We start from the raw sequence: 20,234 nt of genomic DNA on the forward strand, positions 1-20,234 counted from the left end.
ATGAAAATATTGTTAATAACAAGTTTATATCCTTGCTATAAAGATCAACCCAAATCTGAAATTACATATGCAGTACATTATTTTGTAAGAGAGTGGATTCGTATGAATCATGAGGTCATTGTAATAAATACTCGTAGAGTTTATCCGAAAATAATATCATTTCTAAAAAAAGGTAAAAAAGCAAATGAAGATTCTACTTATTATAATTTTGAAATAGACGGTGTAAAGGTATATAGAATGCCAATTATTAAATATCCTAAAGGATATTATTCAAAGTATAGTATTAAAAGTAGTATAAATTCCATAGAAAAAGTAATGAGAGATAATAATTTTAATGCCGATGTAATATTAAGCCATATGATTAATCCGGGAGGTATTGTAGCATTAAACTTAAAAAAGAAAATAGATAAGCCGTGTATTATTACTTTCCATTATGGAGATATTTTGTTTTTAAATAATAAGGGATTGAATAATTTCAATAAGTTAGAAAAGTATGTAGATGGATATGGATTTAGGTCTGACAGCATAAAAAAGAATTATTTAAGTATAAGAGAAAAGTATAATAAGCCAGATGTTATTGTAAGGTCGGGTATAGATAGAGGTTATATATTAGATGAAAAAGCTATAGTTGAAAAAAGTAAGAAGGAAATAAAAAAGGTAATAGTAGTTTCTAGTTTGATTAAGAGAAAAAATATAGATTGTATAATAAAAGCCATTGTAGATTTAAATAAAGAGGGAATTATTTTATCTCTGATTATATTAGGTGAAGGGGAAGAAGAAGTTTATTTAAAAGAACTTGTAGAACAACTTAATGCGGGAAGATATATTACATTTATAAAAGAAGTAGATAGAGAAGAAGTATTTATGTATTTAGAAGAAGCAAATATTTTTGCAATGATAAGTGAAAGAGAAACTTTAGGATTAGTTTATTTAGAAGCTATGGCAAAAGGATGCATAACAATTGCGTCTAAAGGAGAAGGGGTAGATGGCATAATTAAAGACAATGTAAATGGTTTCTTATGCAAAGGGCGAGATGTTGAAGAGTTAAAAAATATAATAAAAAAGATAATACAAATGAGAAATGATGACGTTAAAAAGATGTTATTGAGAGCAAGAAATGACATGTATAATCTTTCGTCTGAAAACGTAGCACTAGATTATTTAGAATTTATTAGTAATGTTATAAATGAGTATAGTAGAAATGGTGAAATATTATGAAGATTTGTTTTATGACTAATAATATTTATTCAATAGGAGGAGTACAAAGAGTACTTTGCACTATTGCTAACCAATTAAGTAATTATCATGAGATACATATATTTTGTACCATTGATAGAGGCATTAAAAAAGAGATATACAAAATAAATAAAGATATAAAAGTAATTGTAGATAAAGATTTTTATGATAAAAGTTTATATAGTAAGATCTTATGTAAAGTAGGAAGAGTTATTAATAATAGTACAGGGATATTTAATAAAGAAAAATGGTACAAAATTTTAAAAAAAATATATTGTCCTGAAGTTACATTGCAGAGATTGAAAAATTATATTAATAGTAATGAATATGATGTTGTAATAGGCGTTGAAGGACTAAATTCTATGCTTCTTGGTGCAATTGCTGATGAGATTAATGCTAAAACTATAGGATGGCAACATAATTGTTATGATGCTTATTTTAATATGAAAAATAAGTATTATTGGAATCATGATGTTATATTAAAAAAACATATATCAAAATTGGACAGGTATTTAGTACTTAGTAATGATGACAAGGAGAAATATATAAAGAATGACAATATTAATTCTCAAGTAATGTATAATCCAAAGAGTTTTGAAAGTAAAGAAAAGTCTAAATTAAATAATAAGTTATTTTTGGCAGCAGGAAGGTTTACTGAGCAAAAAGGTTTTGATTTATTGATAGAGGCTTTTAATATATTTTCAATGAAGGATAATAGTTGGAATTTAGTTATTGTAGGATCTGGTGAAGAAGAAAAAATGATACGAAAAAGAATTCTTAAATATGGATTGGAGGATAGAGTAAATATAAATAGATATACAGATGATATAAAAAAATATTTTTTGAATGCATCAATTTTATTATTACCATCAAGGTGGGAGGGATTACCTATGATTCTTCTGGAATCATTAGAGATGGGTGTCCCAATAATTTCATATAATATTAGTTCTGTAAAACAAGTTATACATAATGGGATAGAAGGTATTTTAGTAGAGCCTTTTAATATAGATAAATTTGCTGAAGCTATGTATAGACTAGCAAATGATGAGATGTTAAGAGTAACTATGGCAAGAGGGGGGGAGGAACGAATTAAGGATTTTAATATAGATGCAATAATTGTGAAGTGGAATGAAATTTTGAATGGATTTGCATTTAAAGAATAGAAGTTGTATGTGAAAAATAAGGGGTAGAAATGATAAAAGAAGACAAAGAATCAATTACTTTTATTGAAAAAATAATATTATGGATGTTTGTTATGGACTTATTAATTGGTAAGTGGATATTTAATATATCAGAAAATAGATATATATATAGTATTATCATAGTCTATTTCATTTATATGTTTATAACTAAGAAATATAACATAGAAAAAAGTGATCTCATATCTATAACAATAATAGTTGTTATATTATACATAAATATCTTAGTTAATGGGAAAAACGGCAACTTTTTTTCGTATGGTATTTTATTTGGAGTAGGTAATCTGCTTATTATTAAGTTTTTCATTCAATTATTTCAATCAAATAGAAGGTATATGAAAGAAGTTTTTATTGTTAAATTACGTAAGGTTTTTAATGGTTATTTTTGGATTAATTCAATTGTTATGTATAAACAATTGAATGGAACATATTTTTTAATGAGGCATTATCAAAATAATCCTATGTATGAAGATCATATTACTGGATTCATTGGAGCAAGTGGAACTCATAGATTAACATTGTTTTGGATAGCATTAATAGTATTTAATATTAATTATTACTTGGATAGTAAAAGAAAGGCAACATTACTTACTGTGATTATTCAATTAATATATATGATAATTATGAGTGCTTATAATGATAATACAATATTCTACGTATTAATGCCTTTGATATTAGTGGAGGTATATGGCATTAGATTAGTTAAAAAAATAGGAATAAAAAAACTATTTTTAGTTGTAGTAGCTACTATTTTTTTTATTAATACTTTCAATTATTTAAAAACAGTAAATGTTGAAGTAGATAGTTTTTTATCTACAAGAGTTTCGGAAAAAATATGTCAATTAGCAAATAGTGAAGATGAAAATATAGATGATGAGGAAAGAATAGAATTGTTAAAGTATTCTTTGAAATATGGAAATGGATATAAATTTGGGGTGGGAATAGGAAGCGTATCTTATTCAGATTCACGATTATCTCGTCATTTTGGTATGAGTGAAATATCAATTAAAACTTATGAAGGTGGTTTAATATATTTATTTGAGTTAATACTATTGTATTCAACTTATATGTATATATTAATTTGTAGAAGAAATTCAATTAGAAGTAAAATAATATTGTTTATTATAGTCTTTTTTAATATTTTAATGATGGCATCGTATACTCAAATATTTAGAATTCCTCAATTAATAGAAGGAATGGTACTTATTGCAATAGGAATAGATATGGGCGAAAGAAAATTAGTTTAAGTTAAAAAGGAGGAAACATGTGTGAGATAAGCATAATTATACCGGTGTTTAATACGGAAAGATATATAGAAAAGTGCTTTCAATCTGCGATTCATCAAACATTCAAAAGCATTGAGATAATAATAATTGATGATGGATCTACAGATAAATCTTTAGAAATAATAAATTTATTTAAGAAAAAGTATTCATTTATAAATGTAATTGTCCAAAAAAATAGTGGACAAGGAGAAGCTAGGAATAACGGAATAAAGAGAGCGCGAGGGAGATACATTACTTTTTTAGATAGTGATGATTGGTTAGAAGATAAATGTTTAGAAGAAATGTATTCTGATGCAATTAAATATGATGCTGATATAGTAGTATGTAATATTAAAAAGGTATATGAAGTAAATTCAAAAGAAATATGTATGCCTCAGTTTACCAAGGAAGAATTATCAAAATATGATGTATTAAAAGAAATATTAAAGGATGATGAGATCAAAAGTTATCCATGTGCTAAGTTGTTTAAGAGAGAGTTATTTATTAAGAATAATATTTTTTTCCCTAAAAATATGTATTATGAAGATTTAGCAATCGGTATAAAGCTTTTCTATTATAGTAATAAGGTGATTTTAAGTAATTATTATGGTTATTATTATTTGCAAAGAAGTGATAGTACTACTAGAAAGATAAGTAATAAAAACGTATTTGATAGATTAAATGCACTATGTATGATAAAAAAATTTTTAAAGGAAAAAGAGATATTTATTAGATATAGAAAAGAATATATAAGATTATGTATTTTTCATTTAAATTTAATTATTCATCAAATAGAAGATTGTAAATTAGATATAAGTTACGAAAGTGTTATTGAAAAGACATCTATGTTAATAGAATGTGAGTTAACAAGCAAAGATATTAACAATAGTAGGTTAAGAAAAAAGGATAAGTTGAAATTAAATATATTTTTAGCTAATAGAAAAATATATACAAAATATATGGATTTCAAAAAAAAGAGGTAAAAATATGAGAATAAAGATAGAAAGAATAACTAATACATATAATTATGGAAGTTTGATGATGGCTATTAATATGATAGTTATGATCAATAACAATATAAAAGACGTAAAGTTTTATTGTGATGTACGAACAGAGGAGGATCTTAATAGACTAAGATACGAAACTAAAATGGATAATATATATAGATATAGTCCGAAGGTATATGCTGCAGGAAGGATATGTAATTATATTGCGAAGTTTAAAGATAAATACAAAGAGTTTGATGCTGTAATAATATTAGGAGGAGATGATATATCAGAATATTATAATATAGATGCATTACCAAATAGACTTCGATCTTTTGTAAAAAAAAGAATTATGGGTATGAAAGTAATATTAATAGGACAGACTATAGGACCATTTACTGGTAGAAGGATAAAGATGGCAAGAAATGCATTAAACAAGGTTAGAATATATACTAGAGATGATAATTGTTTAGAATATATTAAAAGTATAGGAATAACAACAGGGATTAGAGGAAGGGATTTGGCTTTTATAAATTTGCCACGAGATGGTAAAGAGATATTGTATAAGTATAATCTTAATGATAAAGAATATATTACATTGGTTCTATCAGGATTGTATAAATTATATACAAAAAATTATGAAGCATATATAGGAGAACATATTAAGATAATAAGAAATCTATTAAATAACCCTAAAGTTAAGGGAAAGAATATAGTAATATTGCCACATGTAACTAGACCAAATGATACCACAGATTTATCAGTAGTACGTGATGTTGAAAATAAAATGAAAGAAGATGAAAAAGAAAGAATTATATTTATTAATGATGAAATGATGGCATCAGAAGCTAGATGTATTTTAGCAAATGGATTATTTACAATAACAGGAAGAATGCATGCGGCAGTATCAACGTTTTTCAAATTGAAACCTGCTATAGCATTATCATATAGTGTTAAATATGATGGAGTAATTGGTAATGGCCTAAAAAGAAGAGATTTACTTATTGAAGCAGCTAATGATGAGTTTTGGATAGAAGGTAAAATTTCTGATTTAGTAAGTAGTAAAGTAAATTATGTTATAGATAATTATAATATCTTGAATGAAGAAATTAAAAAAGAAATTCATAATACTGAAAATATATTATTAGATGAATTAAATGATATTATTCAATATATTAATGCTTAGGTGGAGGAAGAGTATGAATAATATTGGTGAAGTACACTATGGGTGTACAGGGTGTGGTGTATGTGTAAATGCATGTATGCGTAAGTGCATCTACATAAAGAAAAATAAGGAAGGTTTTTATGAGGCAATAGTAGACAAGAGTAAGTGTATTAATTGTGGTATATGTAAGGATGTTTGTTATAAGTATTTTGATGAATTAACAAATAAAGAATATAGTATATATGAATCAAGTGGCTTTTTAGCATATAGTAATAATAAAAAAATTAGAAGAGAATCTTCTTCAGGTGGCATAGCTACGGAAATTAGCAAATGGGGAGTCGAGAATGGTTACAATATATGTGGGGCATCATATAATTATGAAGAAAATATTACAAAACATATTATATTAAATTCTGTGGATGAAATTAAGAGGATAAGTGGATCGAAGTATATGCCAAGTTATACATTAGATGCTTTCAAGAAATTAGATAAAGATAAGAAGTATATTATATTTTGTACACCATGCCAAATATATGGATTAAGGAAATTCATGAATAGAAATAAAATTAATAAATGGATATTGATAGATTTTTTTTGCCATGGTACACCAAGCATTAATTTATGGCATAAGTATTTAGAAATGATAAAGAAACAAATTAATATTAAAAACATTGATAATATCAATTTTAGAGATAAGAAAGAAGGCTGGCATAATTATCATTTAACTATATCTGGAGAAGGAAAGCAATACTCAAAAAATTTTAAAGAGGATATATTTTTTAGGTGTTTCTTAAATGAAGTTGATTTAAATAGCTCTTGTTATAATTGTAAGTTACGGTTCAATAAGCTGTTTTCTGATATAAGATTAGGTGATTTTTGGGGACCTAAATGTTTGAAAGATGAATTGGGTACATCTATAATTTTAGTGAATTCTCAAATAGGAAGAGAAATTCTAAATAAAGTTGAGAATGTTTATTTAGAAGAGGTGAAATTTAATGATATTGAGATTTCACAATATGGAAGAGAAATAAATATTCCTAAAATAAAATCTAGGTTTCAGAAAAGTTTAAATACAAAAAAAGATTTAGAAATAATATATAAAAGGTATGTGTCACCTATTGAAAAGAAGAAAAAGGTGATCAGAAATTTAAAGAGAATTATAAGGAGAGGTAAAAAGGGGATAAAATGGGTGATAAGAAGTTAAAAGAAGATATACTGATATCATATATAGCAATTATAGTGCCAATAATTATAACATTTTTTCTAGTTAGAATGGAGACAAAATATTTAGGTAGAGAGTTATATGGAATATATAGTTTGGTTAATTCTACAATTGGATATATAGCAATTTTAGATTTAGGAGTTGGACAAACTATTACTAGATATGTAGCACAATATAGAGCTGAGAATAAAAAAGATAAAATTCAACAAATTGCAGGACATAGCTTTAAAAGTTATTTGAAAATTGTAATAGTTGGTTTAGTTATTGGATTGTTTCTTATTGTAAATTCAAAAGGTATTTTTAGAAGTTTATCAGATGATAATGTGGCTTTATTTCAGATATGTTTATTTATAGCACTAATTAATGTTTTGTTACAGATACCATCAGCAACATTTGCGTCAATACTTTCAGGATATAAATACTTTAAAGTTCTAAAAGGAATGAATTTGTTTAGATCTATAGCTAGATCAATTTGTATAGTTATTTTATTAAATATAAAATGTGATGTAATTTTAATGTTTATAATAGATTTAACAATAAATCAATGTATAAACATATTTAACTATATGTTTGTCAGAAGAAAATTAGGGATAAAATTAAATTTTACACCTATAGATAAAAATCTCAAAAGAGAATTAAAGGGATATTCTTTTTTTGTTTTTCTTGGGATTATTACTGATCAGATTTTTTGGAGAACAGATGGAATTTTATTAGGTATGATGTCCACTACAAGTGTAGTTGCAGTTTATGCTATTTCTTCACAAATAATAACATACTATATGAATTTATGTAGCACATTTTCATCTGTATTTTTACCTAGAATAATAGATAAGATAACAATGGGGCAAGGCAATTCTGAAATAAATAAGTTTTTTATTAAGGCATCTAGATATCAGTTTATGTTTGTAGGAATTATTTTAACATCATATATTTTTTTAGGAAAAGAGTTCATAGTATTATGGTTAGGAAATAACTACGAAAATGCATATTATTATGGGTTACTAATAATGATATCACTTACGGTACCTATGTTTCAAACTACTGGATATCAAATACTTTATGCCATGAAGAAACATAAAGTTCGTTCTATTATATATTTATTTAATGCTATTGGAAATATAATATTAAGTATATTCTTATTTAAAATAATTGGACCAATAGGAGTGGCGTTATCAACAGCTATTGCTATGATAATTGGAAATACAATTTTTATGAATATATATTATAGAAAAACTTTGCAATTAAATTTATTTGAGTTTTTCAAAAAAACTTGTTTTAAGACTGGTATAGTTATGATTATAATTTCATGTTTATATTGTATTGTAAATCAATATTTACAAGGGTCTTGGATAATTTTTATTACTAAAGCAGTAATAATTAATGTAACATATATTATATTGATTGTTAAAATAAGTTTTAATGAATATGAAAGAAATACAATACGAAATATATTTTATAAAATATTTCGTATACAAGCAAAAGTTAAAACTAATTAGATCTTATATTTAATTTGTAAAGTTTGTATGAATTTATACGATAAAATAAATAGTTAGAATTAACTATTTTATACTAGATACGAAAAAAATATCTCAAGGTTATAAGCTTTGAGATATTTTTCTTAACATTATATTTATAGTATATTACACAAATGATAAACTAAAATAAAAAGGATAGGAGAAGAGGTATGGTGGTTAAAAAATCAGAGAAAATAATATCTTTATTGTTAATTGTGTTTTTAATATTTAATAATAAGATATTTGTAAAAGCTAATGATAATGTGACACCGGTAGAGAAGAGAAATGGCATAGAAATGATTTCAATAAAAAACTTTATAGAAAATTCAGGAGGAACACTAGAAGTACAAGATGAAGGAAATACCATTGTATATAGACTTAGTGATAAAGAAGTAATTATAAAAAATAATTTGTCTCATGGATATATAAATGGTAGAATAGTTCCATTTAAATATGAGGTCATTAAAGAGAAAAATGGTGAATTAGTATTTCCTGATTTCTCTTTTAGAATTAAGTTAGTAGAAAACGATTGTTTATTACCATTACAGTTTATAGAAAAGAACTTTAATATAAAGAAAAGTGAAGAAGGAATTCTTTTTGATAAAGAAGAAAAAGTTGATGAAAATAAAGAGAAGATAAAAGATGAAGCAATTAGTGTTGATGACAATGATAATAATGTAGGAACAAATTATACAGATTCGAAGAATAATACAACCGGTAATAGGAAATGGCATTCTGGCACTGGAGGAACAGGTAGTACTGGAGGAACAGGTAGTACTGGAGGAACAGGTAGTACTGGAGGAACAGGTAGTACTGGAGGAACAGGCAGTACTGGAGGAACAGGCAGTACTGGAGGAACAGGTAGCACTGGAGGAACAGGTAGCACTGGAGGAACAGATAGCACTGGAGGAACAGGTAGCACTGTAGGGACAGGTAGTGTTGAAGGAACAGGTAGTACTGGAGGAACAGGTGAAACTGAAGGTGGCACATCTGATAATACAGGAGAATCAACTGGTAGCGAAAATCAGGGTGGAGAGAGTAATGAGAGTAATTAAAAAAGTTTTTTCAATGTAAATTTCACCATATAAATTATTAGTATTAGGAGGAATCAGGGTGGAAAATAAGAAGAAGTATATAATTATATCATCTATAGGTGTTGTAGTTGTTGCTTTGGCGATGGTAGTGTCATTAGTTGTACTAAAGGATAAAGAATCTAAAATTGATATTGGTAGTCTTAACAAATTAGTGAATGAAAAATATAAAATAACTAATAGTATCATTGAAGAAAGAGTATTAAATTTAGATATAGAAAGTAATAATTTAGATACAGATAGCCTAAGAGAATTAGGAAATACTATAATGGCAAAGGTTAAAGATAACGGATGGAAGATAAGAACGGTAAATGTTAATGTTTTTGAAGATGGTAAAAGTAATGAAGAAAATAAGTTTTATTCAGAAGGATTAAAAAATAGAATTAGTGTTTCTATAAATGTAGGTGATGTTAGTGTTTCTGAATTTAAAAAAGTAGAAGAAAGTAATGTAGATAATATTACTATAGATGATATGAATAGAAGATATCATTCTATGGATGATAATAAGTTAGTGATAAAATTAGAATCCGAAGATATAAATGAAGAAAATGCTATGACAAAGATAAAAGAATATATAGATACTTTTAAAGAACTAAATCCTAATATAGGAGATAAAGAAATAGAAGTAAGAGTAAATGAATTTAACAAAGTTGGTTTTGCAGCTTCTAGTGATAGTGATATTATGGAGATTAGCAAAACAGAAAAATTTTGAGAAAGTATAAAAAAATAGTACATAAAAAATACCCCCTCATATTATGGTAGTGAGGGGGTATTTTGATTATGGGAAAAATATATGTTTTTAATTCGTATTACAATATTATAGAAGTAATAGACATAGATAGGTTTGCTTTAGAAAAAGAAATACTTATAAAAAGTAAATTTTCAGTATCTCCTCATCCTATTTATATGAATATGGTAGATAATAAGAAGAATGTTATAAATTATAAGGTTGGTACTATAATGGATTTAGAAAGTACTGAAGAAATATATATATCGAAAGGAATAATCTCTTTTTATCAATTTAAAAGGAGATTATTTTTCCTAAGTGAAGAATGTTCTTCTTTAGTTATATGTGATAAAGATACAAAAGAAATTGAGGAGATTATTCCTGTCGGTGGAACACCATTTTCTATGACATTTGATAGAAGAAGAGAAATGTTAATTATAACAGATGTAAGTAATAATTTTATTAATATATATGATATTAATACAGGAAAAATAAAAAAAATACAATCAGGATTAAATCCAACGAAAGCTCTTTTTTCAACTGGCGGAGAATATTTAATTGTATGTGAAAGTGCTATGGAAAAAGAGATTAATGGATCTATTTCAATAATATCTAGTAATAATTTTAAGACTCTAGATAGAATTATGGTAGGTGTTACTCCCTATGACATATATATATCTGGAGATGGATGTATTGTATCTAATTTAGGGGAGGGAAGTATAAAGATTATTGATTTGAAGAAGCGTAAGGAAATAAAAACATATTTTGTTGGAGGGATTCCATCAGATATAAGTTACTACAATGAAAATATATATTATTGTGATAAACTTAGTAACTCTATTGTAAAATTAAACATAAACAATGGAGAAAAGAGGAAGATAAATTTTAAAGGAGAGCCAAAAGGAATATTTTTAAGTCAACAATAAGCAAGTTGCCTAGATACAGGTAACTTGCTTATTGTTCATCAAATAATAAATTCATTAAATTTGTGTAAATAGAAGAAGAATTCTCTTTCCACTTTTTACATAGGTTACGTGCTTGCTTATTGCTACCTACAGAAACCTTTAAGTCAACAAGTATAGATTTATTTTCTTCAGCTTTAAGATGAACTATATAAGCATTATCATTCTCTATAGTATAGTCAGCAGTTATAGCTATTTTATTCTTTATTGTATTTAAGTTAGAGCATAAGTATTGGTCTACTAATGACTTTTTATCTTCAGATAATCTATTTTCAAATAATTCTAAAGCAGTAAGACCTTTCTCAGTTATTTTTAATTTATGTACATCTTCACTTTCAAATTCTAGAAGAAAATTTGATGAAATTAGTTCGCTTAAATATGGTTGAAGTATAAAATAGTTTAGAAAGTTATTTTCTAAAATTATTTCTGTAATAAGGTTTCTTGTAACAGGTACATCTAATTCCCTAAATATATATAGTAGCAGTAATTTATTTTCTGCAAGGTCTAGTGTATCATCAAACATATTATTCCTCCTACTATTATTCAATATATTTATTATATCATAAAAACACTTTTTTCAAAAAGTAATATTTCATTTACATGAGAATATAAATTTAAAAGAGGAGGGAGGTGATGATAATTAAAAGTAAAAAAATAATTATTACTTATATTACTATAATAATACTTATATTAGGGCTCAGTGTTACATTTATCTCTCTCTTTGATTCCGTTACTACATACAATTCTAATGGAAAAAAGCCTATATATTATGTAAAAACCAATGAAAAGAAAATAGCCATAACTATTGATACAACATGGGGTGAAGATAATGTAAAAGAAATGTTAGATGTTTTTGATAAATATAATGTTAAGGCTACCTTTTTTGTAATAGGAAAATGGATGGATCAATATAAGGATGACACAATTGAAATTTATAAAAGAGGTCATGAACTTGGAAATCATTCAGATTATCATAAGGATTTTACAAAAATATCCAAAGGTGATATTATTAAAGAAATAACAGATTGTGATAGTAAGATAAAGGAGGTTACAGGAAATACACCGAAGTTACTTAGAGCTCCTAAAGGAGCTTATAATGATTTAACTGTGGATATAGCAGAAGAAACAGGACATTATCTTATTCAATGGGATGTTGATTCTATTGACTGGAAAAATGTTGGCTTAGAAGAGGAATATAAGAGAGTACGTTCTAAATGTAAAGAAGGATCCATTCTTTTATTTCATACAGGAACAAAAAATACTGTAAAGAACTTAGATAAATTAATAGGAGAATTAACAAAGGAAGGTTATCAATTTGTAACAGTTTCAGATCTAATTTATAAGAAAGATTATAAAATAGAAAATGATGGAGGACAAACTGTAAAACAATAGTTGAATAATATACAAAAAATGTATATAATGGAATAGAAATTATTTACTATTTCGAATTTCCAATTAAGTTAAGTGGTTTCTAAATTTATATTAATATAACAAAGAGAAGAGGGGTTATGTGATGGAGGAATTAATGTTAAACAATAAGTTGTATTTAGAGGGAACAGTAGCTTCTGAGTTAGAATTTAGTCATGTTATGTATGGAGAAGGTTTTTATACATTTTATATGGATGTACCTAGATTAAGTGATGCCTATGATAGATTATTTATAACTATATCTGAAAGATTATTAACAGGTATGGAATTGACTGTTGGTAAGGAGATTGTGTTAGAAGGACAACTTAGGTCATATAATAAGTTTATAGAAGGATCAAATAGATTAATTTTAACTATATTTGCTAGAAAAATTGAAGATTGTTTAGAAAGAAGCAAAAATCCAAATCAAATATACTTAGATGGTTTTATATGCAAGAAGCCAGTATATAGAACAACACCTTTTGGAAGAGAAATTTCTGATCTTTTACTTGCAGTTAATAGAGCTTACAACAAATCAGATTATATACCTACTATTGCTTGGGGAAGAAATTCTAGGTTCTGTCAAACATTAGAAGTAGGTGATAATATAAGAATTTGGGGTAGAATTCAAAGTAGAGAATATCAAAAGAAAATTTCTGAAGATGAGGTAATAAAGAAAATAGCTTATGAAGTGTCTATCTCAAAAATGGAGAAGGTTACAAAGGAAGGCAACAATGAAGAAAAAGATGATGTTGTGATAAATGAAAATGATGAGGCAACAAAAGTAACTGATACTATTGAAGAAAAAGGTGCGATTTAATAAGTAATAAAAAAAGTTACCACACAAAAGTGTGGCAACTTTTTTTATTTTCTTAAATCTTCCATGATTTGTGTTTTGCCTTTTGTTTTATCATCAACATCTTTGATGATTTTAGCTGGTGAACCAGCAACAACAACTCCTGCAGGTACATCTTGTGTTACAACTGAACCAGCTGCGACAACAGCACCAGCACCAATTCTAACTCCTTCAAGAATAACAGAGTTAGCACCAATTAATACATCATCTTCAATTATACATGGATCTTTTGAAGGTGGTTCTAATACACCGGCAACAACGGCACCAGCACCTAGGTGAACTCTTTTACCAAGAGTACCTCTTGCTCCTACAACAGCATTCATATCTACCATTGAACCTTCACCGATTTCTGCACCAATATTGATAACTGCACCCATCATTATAACGGCATTTTTATCAATTTTAACTCTATCTCTTATTAGAGCACCTGGCTCAATTCTAGCATCGATATCAACCATGTTTAATAGAGGGATAGCAGAATTTCTTCTATCTTGTTCTATTCTAAAATTCTTAATCTTGTCTGCATTTTCAACTAAGAAATTCATTATATCACATGATTCTCCGAAAAGAATGTGAAAAGGATCTGAACCATAGTTTTCAATTTCACCAAGATCAAGTTCATCAATTGAACCATTTAAGTATACTTGTATAGGTGTTGATTTTTTGGCATCTTTTATGTATTTTGCAATTTCATAGGGATTAGTTAAATCATAATCCATACTTTTAGCCCTCCTCTTTATAAAAACTTTCACATTTTATAATTATAATTTATAATAGAAGTAATTAAAAGGGGTAAATGAACCAAAGGGGTGTTTTAACATGAATTTAAGTGACAGAGTAAACTCTATAGAAATATCAGGAATAAGACAATTTTATAATAAGGTTAGAAAAGTAGATGGTGCATTATCATTAACATTAGGTGAACCAGATTTTAATGTCCCAAGCGCTATAAAAAGATATATGAGTGAAGCATTAGATAAAAATATAACTCATTATACAAGCAACGAAGGGTTACTATCATTAAGAGAAAAAATATCATCTTATTTGGATACTTTTAAAATTCATTATGATCCAGAAGAAATTTGTGTTACTGTTGGTGGTAGTGAAGGATTGTCATCGGTATTTGGAGCAATAGTAAATCCTAATGATAAAGTGCTTATTCCTTCACCAGGGTATCCAGCATATAGTGCACTTACAAAACTATATGGTGGATGTGAATTACAGTATAAGTTAAAAGATGATTTTTCTATTGATATAGAAAATTTAAAAAAGCTTATTGAAGAAGAAAAACCTAAAGCTATAGTAATTTCATATCCAAGTAATCCAACAGGAGCTACTTTAAGTAAAAAAAATTGTTTGGAACTATATGAATTATTAAAAGATAAAGAAATTTTTATAATAACTGATGAAATTTATTCAGGTATAGTTTATGAAGATGAATACAATTCTTTAGCTCAATTTCAAGATTTAAGGGATAAGATAATCTATGTAAGTGGTTTTTCTAAATTGTTTTCTATGACAGGATTTAGGTTAGGCTATGTATGTGCTACTTCTAAGTATATAAAGGGAATAATAAAATATCATCAATATAATGTATCATGTGCACATTCAGCAACTCAATATGCAGTAGCAGAGGGCTTTGATGAAGCTCTAATAGAAAGTAAAAGATACGTTGAAGAATTTAAAAAGAGAAGAGATTATATTATAGAAAGATTACAATCTATGGGGATAGATACATATGTTCCTGGTGGTGCATTTTATGTTTTTCCTTGTATTAAGAAATATGGAATGTCATCACAAGAGTTTTGTGAGAAATTTTTAAATCAGTACAAAGTGGCAATTGTTCCAGGGGATGCATTTTCTAGTGGTGGTGAAGGATTTGTGCGAATATCTTATGCATATTCTATGGAACAATTAAAGTACGGTATGGATAAATTAGAAAAGTTTATAAATAATCATAATAAGTAGTAGAAAAAACTTTGTGAATTAAGTATTCACAAAGTTTTATTTTTATACTGTTAAATAATGTACAAAAAATTATTAAAATATTTATAATAAAATAATAAATATTTTAATAATAAAGGTAAAATATTGAAAAGCAATAATGTAACGAATATAATTGTAATTAATAAATTAAATAATGATAATTTATTAATCAGAATAGGAAGGAGGGTAATGTAAACGTTTTAAGAGGGAGGGAAAGTATGAGGTTAAAAAAACTAACTAGTATTATTACATCAACACTTATGTTTTTAAGTATGTTTGGAAACAATTTTGCTTCAGCAGCAACAAACAGGAATGTTAATAATACTACAGAATCAATTTTAAAGCAAAGCGATAGTAATGTGCTAAAAGTCAATATTGATGATAATGGCGCATTAACTTATGCAGAACCAAAGGTTACTAATGATGAAAATTCTCCATTTAGTTGGGACAATGCCACTGTTTATTTTGTATTAACAGATAGATTTGAAAATGGAGATACTAGTAATGACCACTCATACAATAGATCATTAAATGAAGATGGTAGTGTTCAATCAGGATATAAAGAAAATCCAGGAACATTCCATGGAGGAGATTTAAAAGGATTAACTAAAAAGCTAAATGAAGGATACTTTACTGACTTAGGCGTAAATGCAATTTGGATTACAGCACCTTATGAACAAATTCATGGATTTACTTTTGGTAATACTAATAATGAACAAGAAGGATATGGATTCCCATACTATGGTTATCATGGATATTGGGCATTAGATTTTTCTAATATGGATGCAAATATGGGAACAGCTAAAGACATGGAAGAATTTGTTGATACAGCTCATAGTAAAGGTATTCGTGTTGTTATGGATGTTGTTATGAATCACTTGGGGTATATAACTGCCTATGATACTAATGAATATGGTTTTGGTAAAACAATATCTAATTGGAAAGATTATTATTATGGGAATCTTAGTAATTTAAGAGGTGGAGATTGGGAAGAAGCAAATATGTATCAAAATGATCCATCTTGGGCAAGTAAATGGTATGGAGGAGATTTTGTAAGAATAGCATATCCTTTTGATGGATATACAGGAAGTAAATCTGGAGACGATCAAACTAGATGCCTTTATGGACTTCCAGATATAAAGATGGAGTCTAAGACAGAAATATCAACACCTCCTTTCTTAGTTAATAAGTGGAAAAAGGAAGGCAGATATGATGAAGAAATGCAAAAGCAAAATGCATTTTTTGAGAAGAGTAAGTTGCCAAAGACACCACAAAATTATGTAGTACAATGGCTAACTGATTGGGTTAGAGAATATGGAATAGATGGATTTAGATGTGATACTGCTAAACATATACCAGTAAGTTCATGGAAGGAACTTAAAACTCAAGCAGATGTGGCATTGAAAGAATGGAGAAAAAATAATCCTAATAAGCCAGGAGCTAATTGGGATGAAAATTTCTGGATGACAGGCGAAGATTGGGGCCATGGTGTAGGTAGAGATCATTATTTTGATAATGGGTTTGATTCAATTATTAATTTTACTTTCCCTAAGAGTGGATACTCTCCATCTAGCTTAGAGGGTATTTTTAGTAATTATGCAAGTAAGATAAATAGTGATCCAACTTTTAATGTATTAAGTTATATTTCTTCTCATGATGATTGTCTTGGTGGAAGAGATAATCTTATAGGAGCTGCAAGTGCACTATTATTAACACCAGGTGGAGCACAGATTTTTTATGGTGATGAAACAGCAAGAGGAAAACAATGGGAAAGTCTTTGTGCTAATAATTATAAAGATCAAGTTTTTCGTTCAGATATGAATTGGAATTCTATTGATAAAAATGTGTTATCACATTGGCAAAAGTTAGGTCAATTTAGAAACAAGCATTTATCAATTGGAGCAGGTCAACATAAAATGATAAGCTCTTCACCATATACTTTTAGCAGAAGTTATCAAGGTGAAGATGGTGTTGTTGATAACGTTATATGTGTTGTAGGAGCTACTGGTAGTACTACTGTAGATGTATCATCTATGTTTAGTGATGGAGATACAATAACAGATTATTATACTGGAAATAAAGCTACAGTTTCAGATGGTAAAGTAACATTTACAGCAGGAACTAATGGTGTAATATTATTAGAATCAAATAGTAAGAAGCCAGCAGTAAATGCAAGTCCAGCAAGTGGTGATTATTATAAAAAGGTTTCTGAAGGTTTAGAGATAAAGCTTGTAGTAGGTAATGCAGATAAAGGTGAATATTCTATAAATGGTGGAGAAAAGATAAGTTACAAGAATGGTGACAAAATCACTATAGGTAAAGGCGAAGAATTTGGTTCAACAACTACTGTTGAATTATTTGCATCTAATGATGAAGGAGATGTAACAAAGAAATTTACCTATACAAAGAAAAATCCGGATGATAAATTTATACAAGTTCACTTTAAGAAATCCGGTTGGGATAGTCCTAACATTTATATGTATCAAGGTGATGGTGCTACAGCAACTCAACTTACAGGTAAATGGCCAGGAGTTGCAATGGAAAAAGAAGCAGCACCTAATTCTGAGTGGTATACCTATAGAATTCAGGGAGAAACTGATGCGAAGGTTATATTTAATATTAATGGTGGATCAGTTCAAGAACCAGGACAAGATCAACCAGGATATGATGCGTCTTTTGAAATGTGGTATGTAGGTGGAGCGTTAACTTCACAATGTCCATCTGATTATACTAGAGGTGGCGATGATGAAGAATTAGAAGTATCTTTAAGTGGAAATAGAACATCACCAGTTGATGAAGGAGAAACTATAAAGTTAACAGCTAAAGCTAAAAATGGTACAAGTCCTTATACTTATACATTTAAAGCTAATGGTAAAACTTTAGATTCTGATGGTAATACATGTAGCTGGAATCCATCAAAAGGTAACTATAAAGTTGAGGTTACTGTAACTGATGCAGATGGAAATAAAGCAACAAGTAACACTATTGAGTATGATATAAGAAATGTGAATAACTTTAAGATTGATAAGTTTACTGTAAATCCATCAACAGTAAAAGTCGGACAAACAGTTACTTTATCTGCTAGTACAATTAATGAAAATGGATCAGTTCAATATAAATTTGTGGCTAAAAAGAATAATAAAGAAACTGTGATAAAGGATTATTCAACATCTAAAACAGAAAAATGGACACCATCAGTAGCAGGAGAATATGAATTATTAGTTTATGCTAAGGACAGTGAAGGTAATAGTGATTCTGCTACTACATCATGTACAGTAGAAGAATCAAGTGAAGAAGTAGTTATAACAACAGATAAAGCATCTCCACAAGTAACTGGAACAGCAATAAAGATAACTGCAAAGGCTAACGGTATGGTAGGAGCACTAAAATATATGTATTCAGTTAGAACAGCTGAAGATGGTTGGAAAACAATAAAGGGATATAGTTCTGATAATACGTGTATCTGGACTCCAAATAAGTCTGGAAAATATAAAATAGAAGTAAGTGTAATTGATGCGGTGGGTAATGAAGTTTCTAGTATGATTGACTATAATATAGCAGCAAAAATAACAAGAATAGAAGAAAATAATAGCAATATAAAATATGCAGGAAAGTGGTCAACAGTGCAAAATAGCAAGCATAGTGGAGGATCAGTAAAAGTAGGAAAAACAGCAGGAAGTAGTGCAGAGTTTAAGTTTACAGGAACAGGAATAAAGTTATTAGCATCAACATATAAAGATAGAGGAATAGCAAAGGTAACATTAGATGGGGAAAGTTATTCAGTAGATATGTATAGTGCAAGTGCAAAATATAAAAATGTAGTATTCCAAAAAAATAACTTAAAAGCTGGAACTCATAGTATAAAGATAGAATATACAGGAATGAGAAATTCAAATGCTGCAGGAAACTTAATAATAATAGATGCTTTTGATATAACAGAAGGAAATATAGTAGAGCCACAAGCAACAAGAGTAGAAGAAAATAATAGCAATATAAAGTATGTAGGAACATGGACAACAAGTAAAAATGCAAATCATAGCGGAGGAGCAGTAAAGATATCAAAGTCAACAGGAAGTAGTGCAGAGTTTAAGTTTACAGGAACCGGAATAAAGCTATTAGCATCAACATATAAAGATAGAGGAATAGCAAAGGTAACAATAGATGGAGAAAGTTATTCAGTAGATATGTATAGTGAAAGTGCAAAGTGCAAAAATGTAGTATTTCAAAAGAAAAACTTAAAGTCTGGAACTCACAGTATAAAAATAGAATACACAGGAATGAGAAATTCAAAATCAACAGGAAGTTTAGTTGTAATAGATGCTTTTGATATATTAGAAGGAAATATAATAAAGTTACAAAACTCTAGGGTAGAGGAAAATAATAAGAATATTAAATATGTGGGAACATGGACAACAAGTAAAAATGCAAATCATAGTGAAGGAGCAGTAAAAATATCAAAGTCAACAGGAAGTAGTGCAGAGTTTAAGTTTACAGGAACCGGAATAAAGCTATTAGCATCAACATATAAAGATAGAGGAATAGCGAAGGTAACAGTTGATGGAGAAAGTTATTCAGTAGATATGTATAGTGCAAGTGCAAAATATAAAAATGTAGTATT

16 protein-coding genes are annotated in these 20,234 nt (G+C 27.8%); 14 read left to right on the forward strand and 2 right to left on the reverse strand.

The genetic code is table 11. From position 1 onward, the window contains the following. The 10 genes from KQI30_RS02060 to KQI30_RS02105 all read left to right on the forward strand — a co-directional run bounded on the left by KQI30_RS02060 (position 1) and on the right by KQI30_RS02105 (position 11,331). Complete coding sequence (locus tag KQI30_RS02060) at positions 1-1,218, forward strand: glycosyltransferase (RefSeq protein WP_216461492.1); 1,218 nt, start codon at positions 1-3, stop codon at positions 1,216-1,218. Then, positions 1,215-2,399 (forward strand): glycosyltransferase family 4 protein, encoded by a 1,185-nt coding sequence (locus tag KQI30_RS02065; protein WP_216461493.1) that lies wholly within the window; start codon positions 1,215-1,217, stop codon positions 2,397-2,399. Before KQI30_RS02060 ends, KQI30_RS02065 begins: the two co-directional genes overlap by 4 nt. Positions 2,400-2,428: 29 nt before the next feature. After that, positions 2,429-3,682 carry a hypothetical protein gene (locus tag KQI30_RS02070; protein WP_216461494.1) on the forward strand — a complete coding sequence of 418 codons (1,254 nt, stop codon included), beginning with the start codon at positions 2,429-2,431 and terminating at the stop codon, positions 3,680-3,682. Between the two features lie 17 nt (positions 3,683-3,699). Continuing rightward, on the forward strand, positions 3,700-4,683 hold the full coding sequence (locus tag KQI30_RS02075; protein WP_216461495.1) for a glycosyltransferase family 2 protein: 984 nt from the start codon (positions 3,700-3,702) through the stop codon (positions 4,681-4,683). A 4-nt stretch (positions 4,684-4,687) separates the two neighbouring features. Continuing rightward, complete coding sequence (locus KQI30_RS02080; protein ID WP_216461496.1) at positions 4,688-5,872, forward strand: polysaccharide pyruvyl transferase family protein; 1,185 nt, start codon at positions 4,688-4,690, stop codon at positions 5,870-5,872. 13 nt (positions 5,873-5,885) lie between these two features. Then, entirely contained in the window at positions 5,886-7,055 is a 1,170-nt protein-coding gene (locus KQI30_RS02085; protein WP_216461497.1) for a Coenzyme F420 hydrogenase/dehydrogenase, beta subunit C-terminal domain, read from the forward strand. Then, positions 7,037-8,569: an oligosaccharide flippase family protein gene (locus tag KQI30_RS02090; protein ID WP_216461498.1), complete on the forward strand. Its 1,533-nt coding sequence runs from the start codon at positions 7,037-7,039 to the stop codon at positions 8,567-8,569. The genes KQI30_RS02085 and KQI30_RS02090 overlap by 19 nt, the downstream gene beginning before the upstream one ends. Positions 8,570-8,757: 188 nt before the next feature. Beyond that, positions 8,758-9,642, forward strand: a complete 885-nt coding sequence (locus KQI30_RS02095; RefSeq protein WP_216461499.1) for a hypothetical protein — start codon at positions 8,758-8,760, stop codon at positions 9,640-9,642. A 58-nt stretch (positions 9,643-9,700) separates the two neighbouring features. After that, a complete protein-coding gene (locus KQI30_RS02100; protein WP_216461500.1) occupies positions 9,701-10,390 on the forward strand; it encodes a hypothetical protein in 690 nt (229 codons plus the stop codon). Between the two features lie 68 nt (positions 10,391-10,458). Further along, positions 10,459-11,331, forward strand: a complete 873-nt coding sequence (locus KQI30_RS02105; protein WP_216461501.1) for a YncE family protein — start codon at positions 10,459-10,461, stop codon at positions 11,329-11,331. A gap of 28 nt (positions 11,332-11,359) precedes the next feature. Here KQI30_RS02105 and KQI30_RS02110 read toward each other — a convergent pair whose 3' ends face one another. After that, the gene (locus KQI30_RS02110) at positions 11,360-11,890 is read right to left on the reverse strand and encodes a DUF4364 family protein (RefSeq protein ID WP_216461502.1); all 531 of its coding nucleotides are present in this window, start codon (positions 11,888-11,890) and stop codon (positions 11,360-11,362) included. A 110-nt stretch (positions 11,891-12,000) separates the two neighbouring features. Here KQI30_RS02110 and KQI30_RS02115 point away from each other — a divergent pair, with 110 nt between their 5' ends. Both KQI30_RS02115 and KQI30_RS02120 read left to right on the forward strand, forming a co-directional pair. Then, a complete protein-coding gene (locus KQI30_RS02115; RefSeq protein WP_216461503.1) occupies positions 12,001-12,759 on the forward strand; it encodes a polysaccharide deacetylase family protein in 759 nt (252 codons plus the stop codon). A 121-nt stretch (positions 12,760-12,880) separates the two neighbouring features. After that, positions 12,881-13,594: a single-stranded DNA-binding protein gene (locus KQI30_RS02120; RefSeq protein ID WP_216461504.1), complete on the forward strand. Its 714-nt coding sequence runs from the start codon at positions 12,881-12,883 to the stop codon at positions 13,592-13,594. 44 nt (positions 13,595-13,638) lie between these two features. Here the strand turns inward: KQI30_RS02120 and dapD are convergent, their stop codons facing one another. Beyond that, a complete protein-coding gene (dapD, locus tag KQI30_RS02125) occupies positions 13,639-14,349 on the reverse strand; it encodes a 2,3,4,5-tetrahydropyridine-2,6-dicarboxylate N-acetyltransferase (RefSeq protein WP_216461505.1) in 711 nt (236 codons plus the stop codon). 100 nt (positions 14,350-14,449) lie between these two features. Between dapD and KQI30_RS02130 the strand changes: the two genes are divergently transcribed. Next, positions 14,450-15,598 carry a pyridoxal phosphate-dependent aminotransferase gene (locus tag KQI30_RS02130; RefSeq protein WP_216461506.1) on the forward strand — a complete coding sequence of 383 codons (1,149 nt, stop codon included), beginning with the start codon at positions 14,450-14,452 and terminating at the stop codon, positions 15,596-15,598. Positions 15,599-15,834: 236 nt separating this feature from the next. Then, the coding region (locus tag KQI30_RS02135) for an alpha-amylase family glycosyl hydrolase (protein WP_216461507.1) at positions 15,835-20,234 on the forward strand (4,400 nt) is incomplete at its 3' end.

The organism is Clostridium bornimense (assembly GCF_018917145.1).
GTDB lineage: Bacteria > Bacillota > Clostridia > Clostridiales > Clostridiaceae > Clostridium_AN > Clostridium_AN bornimense_A.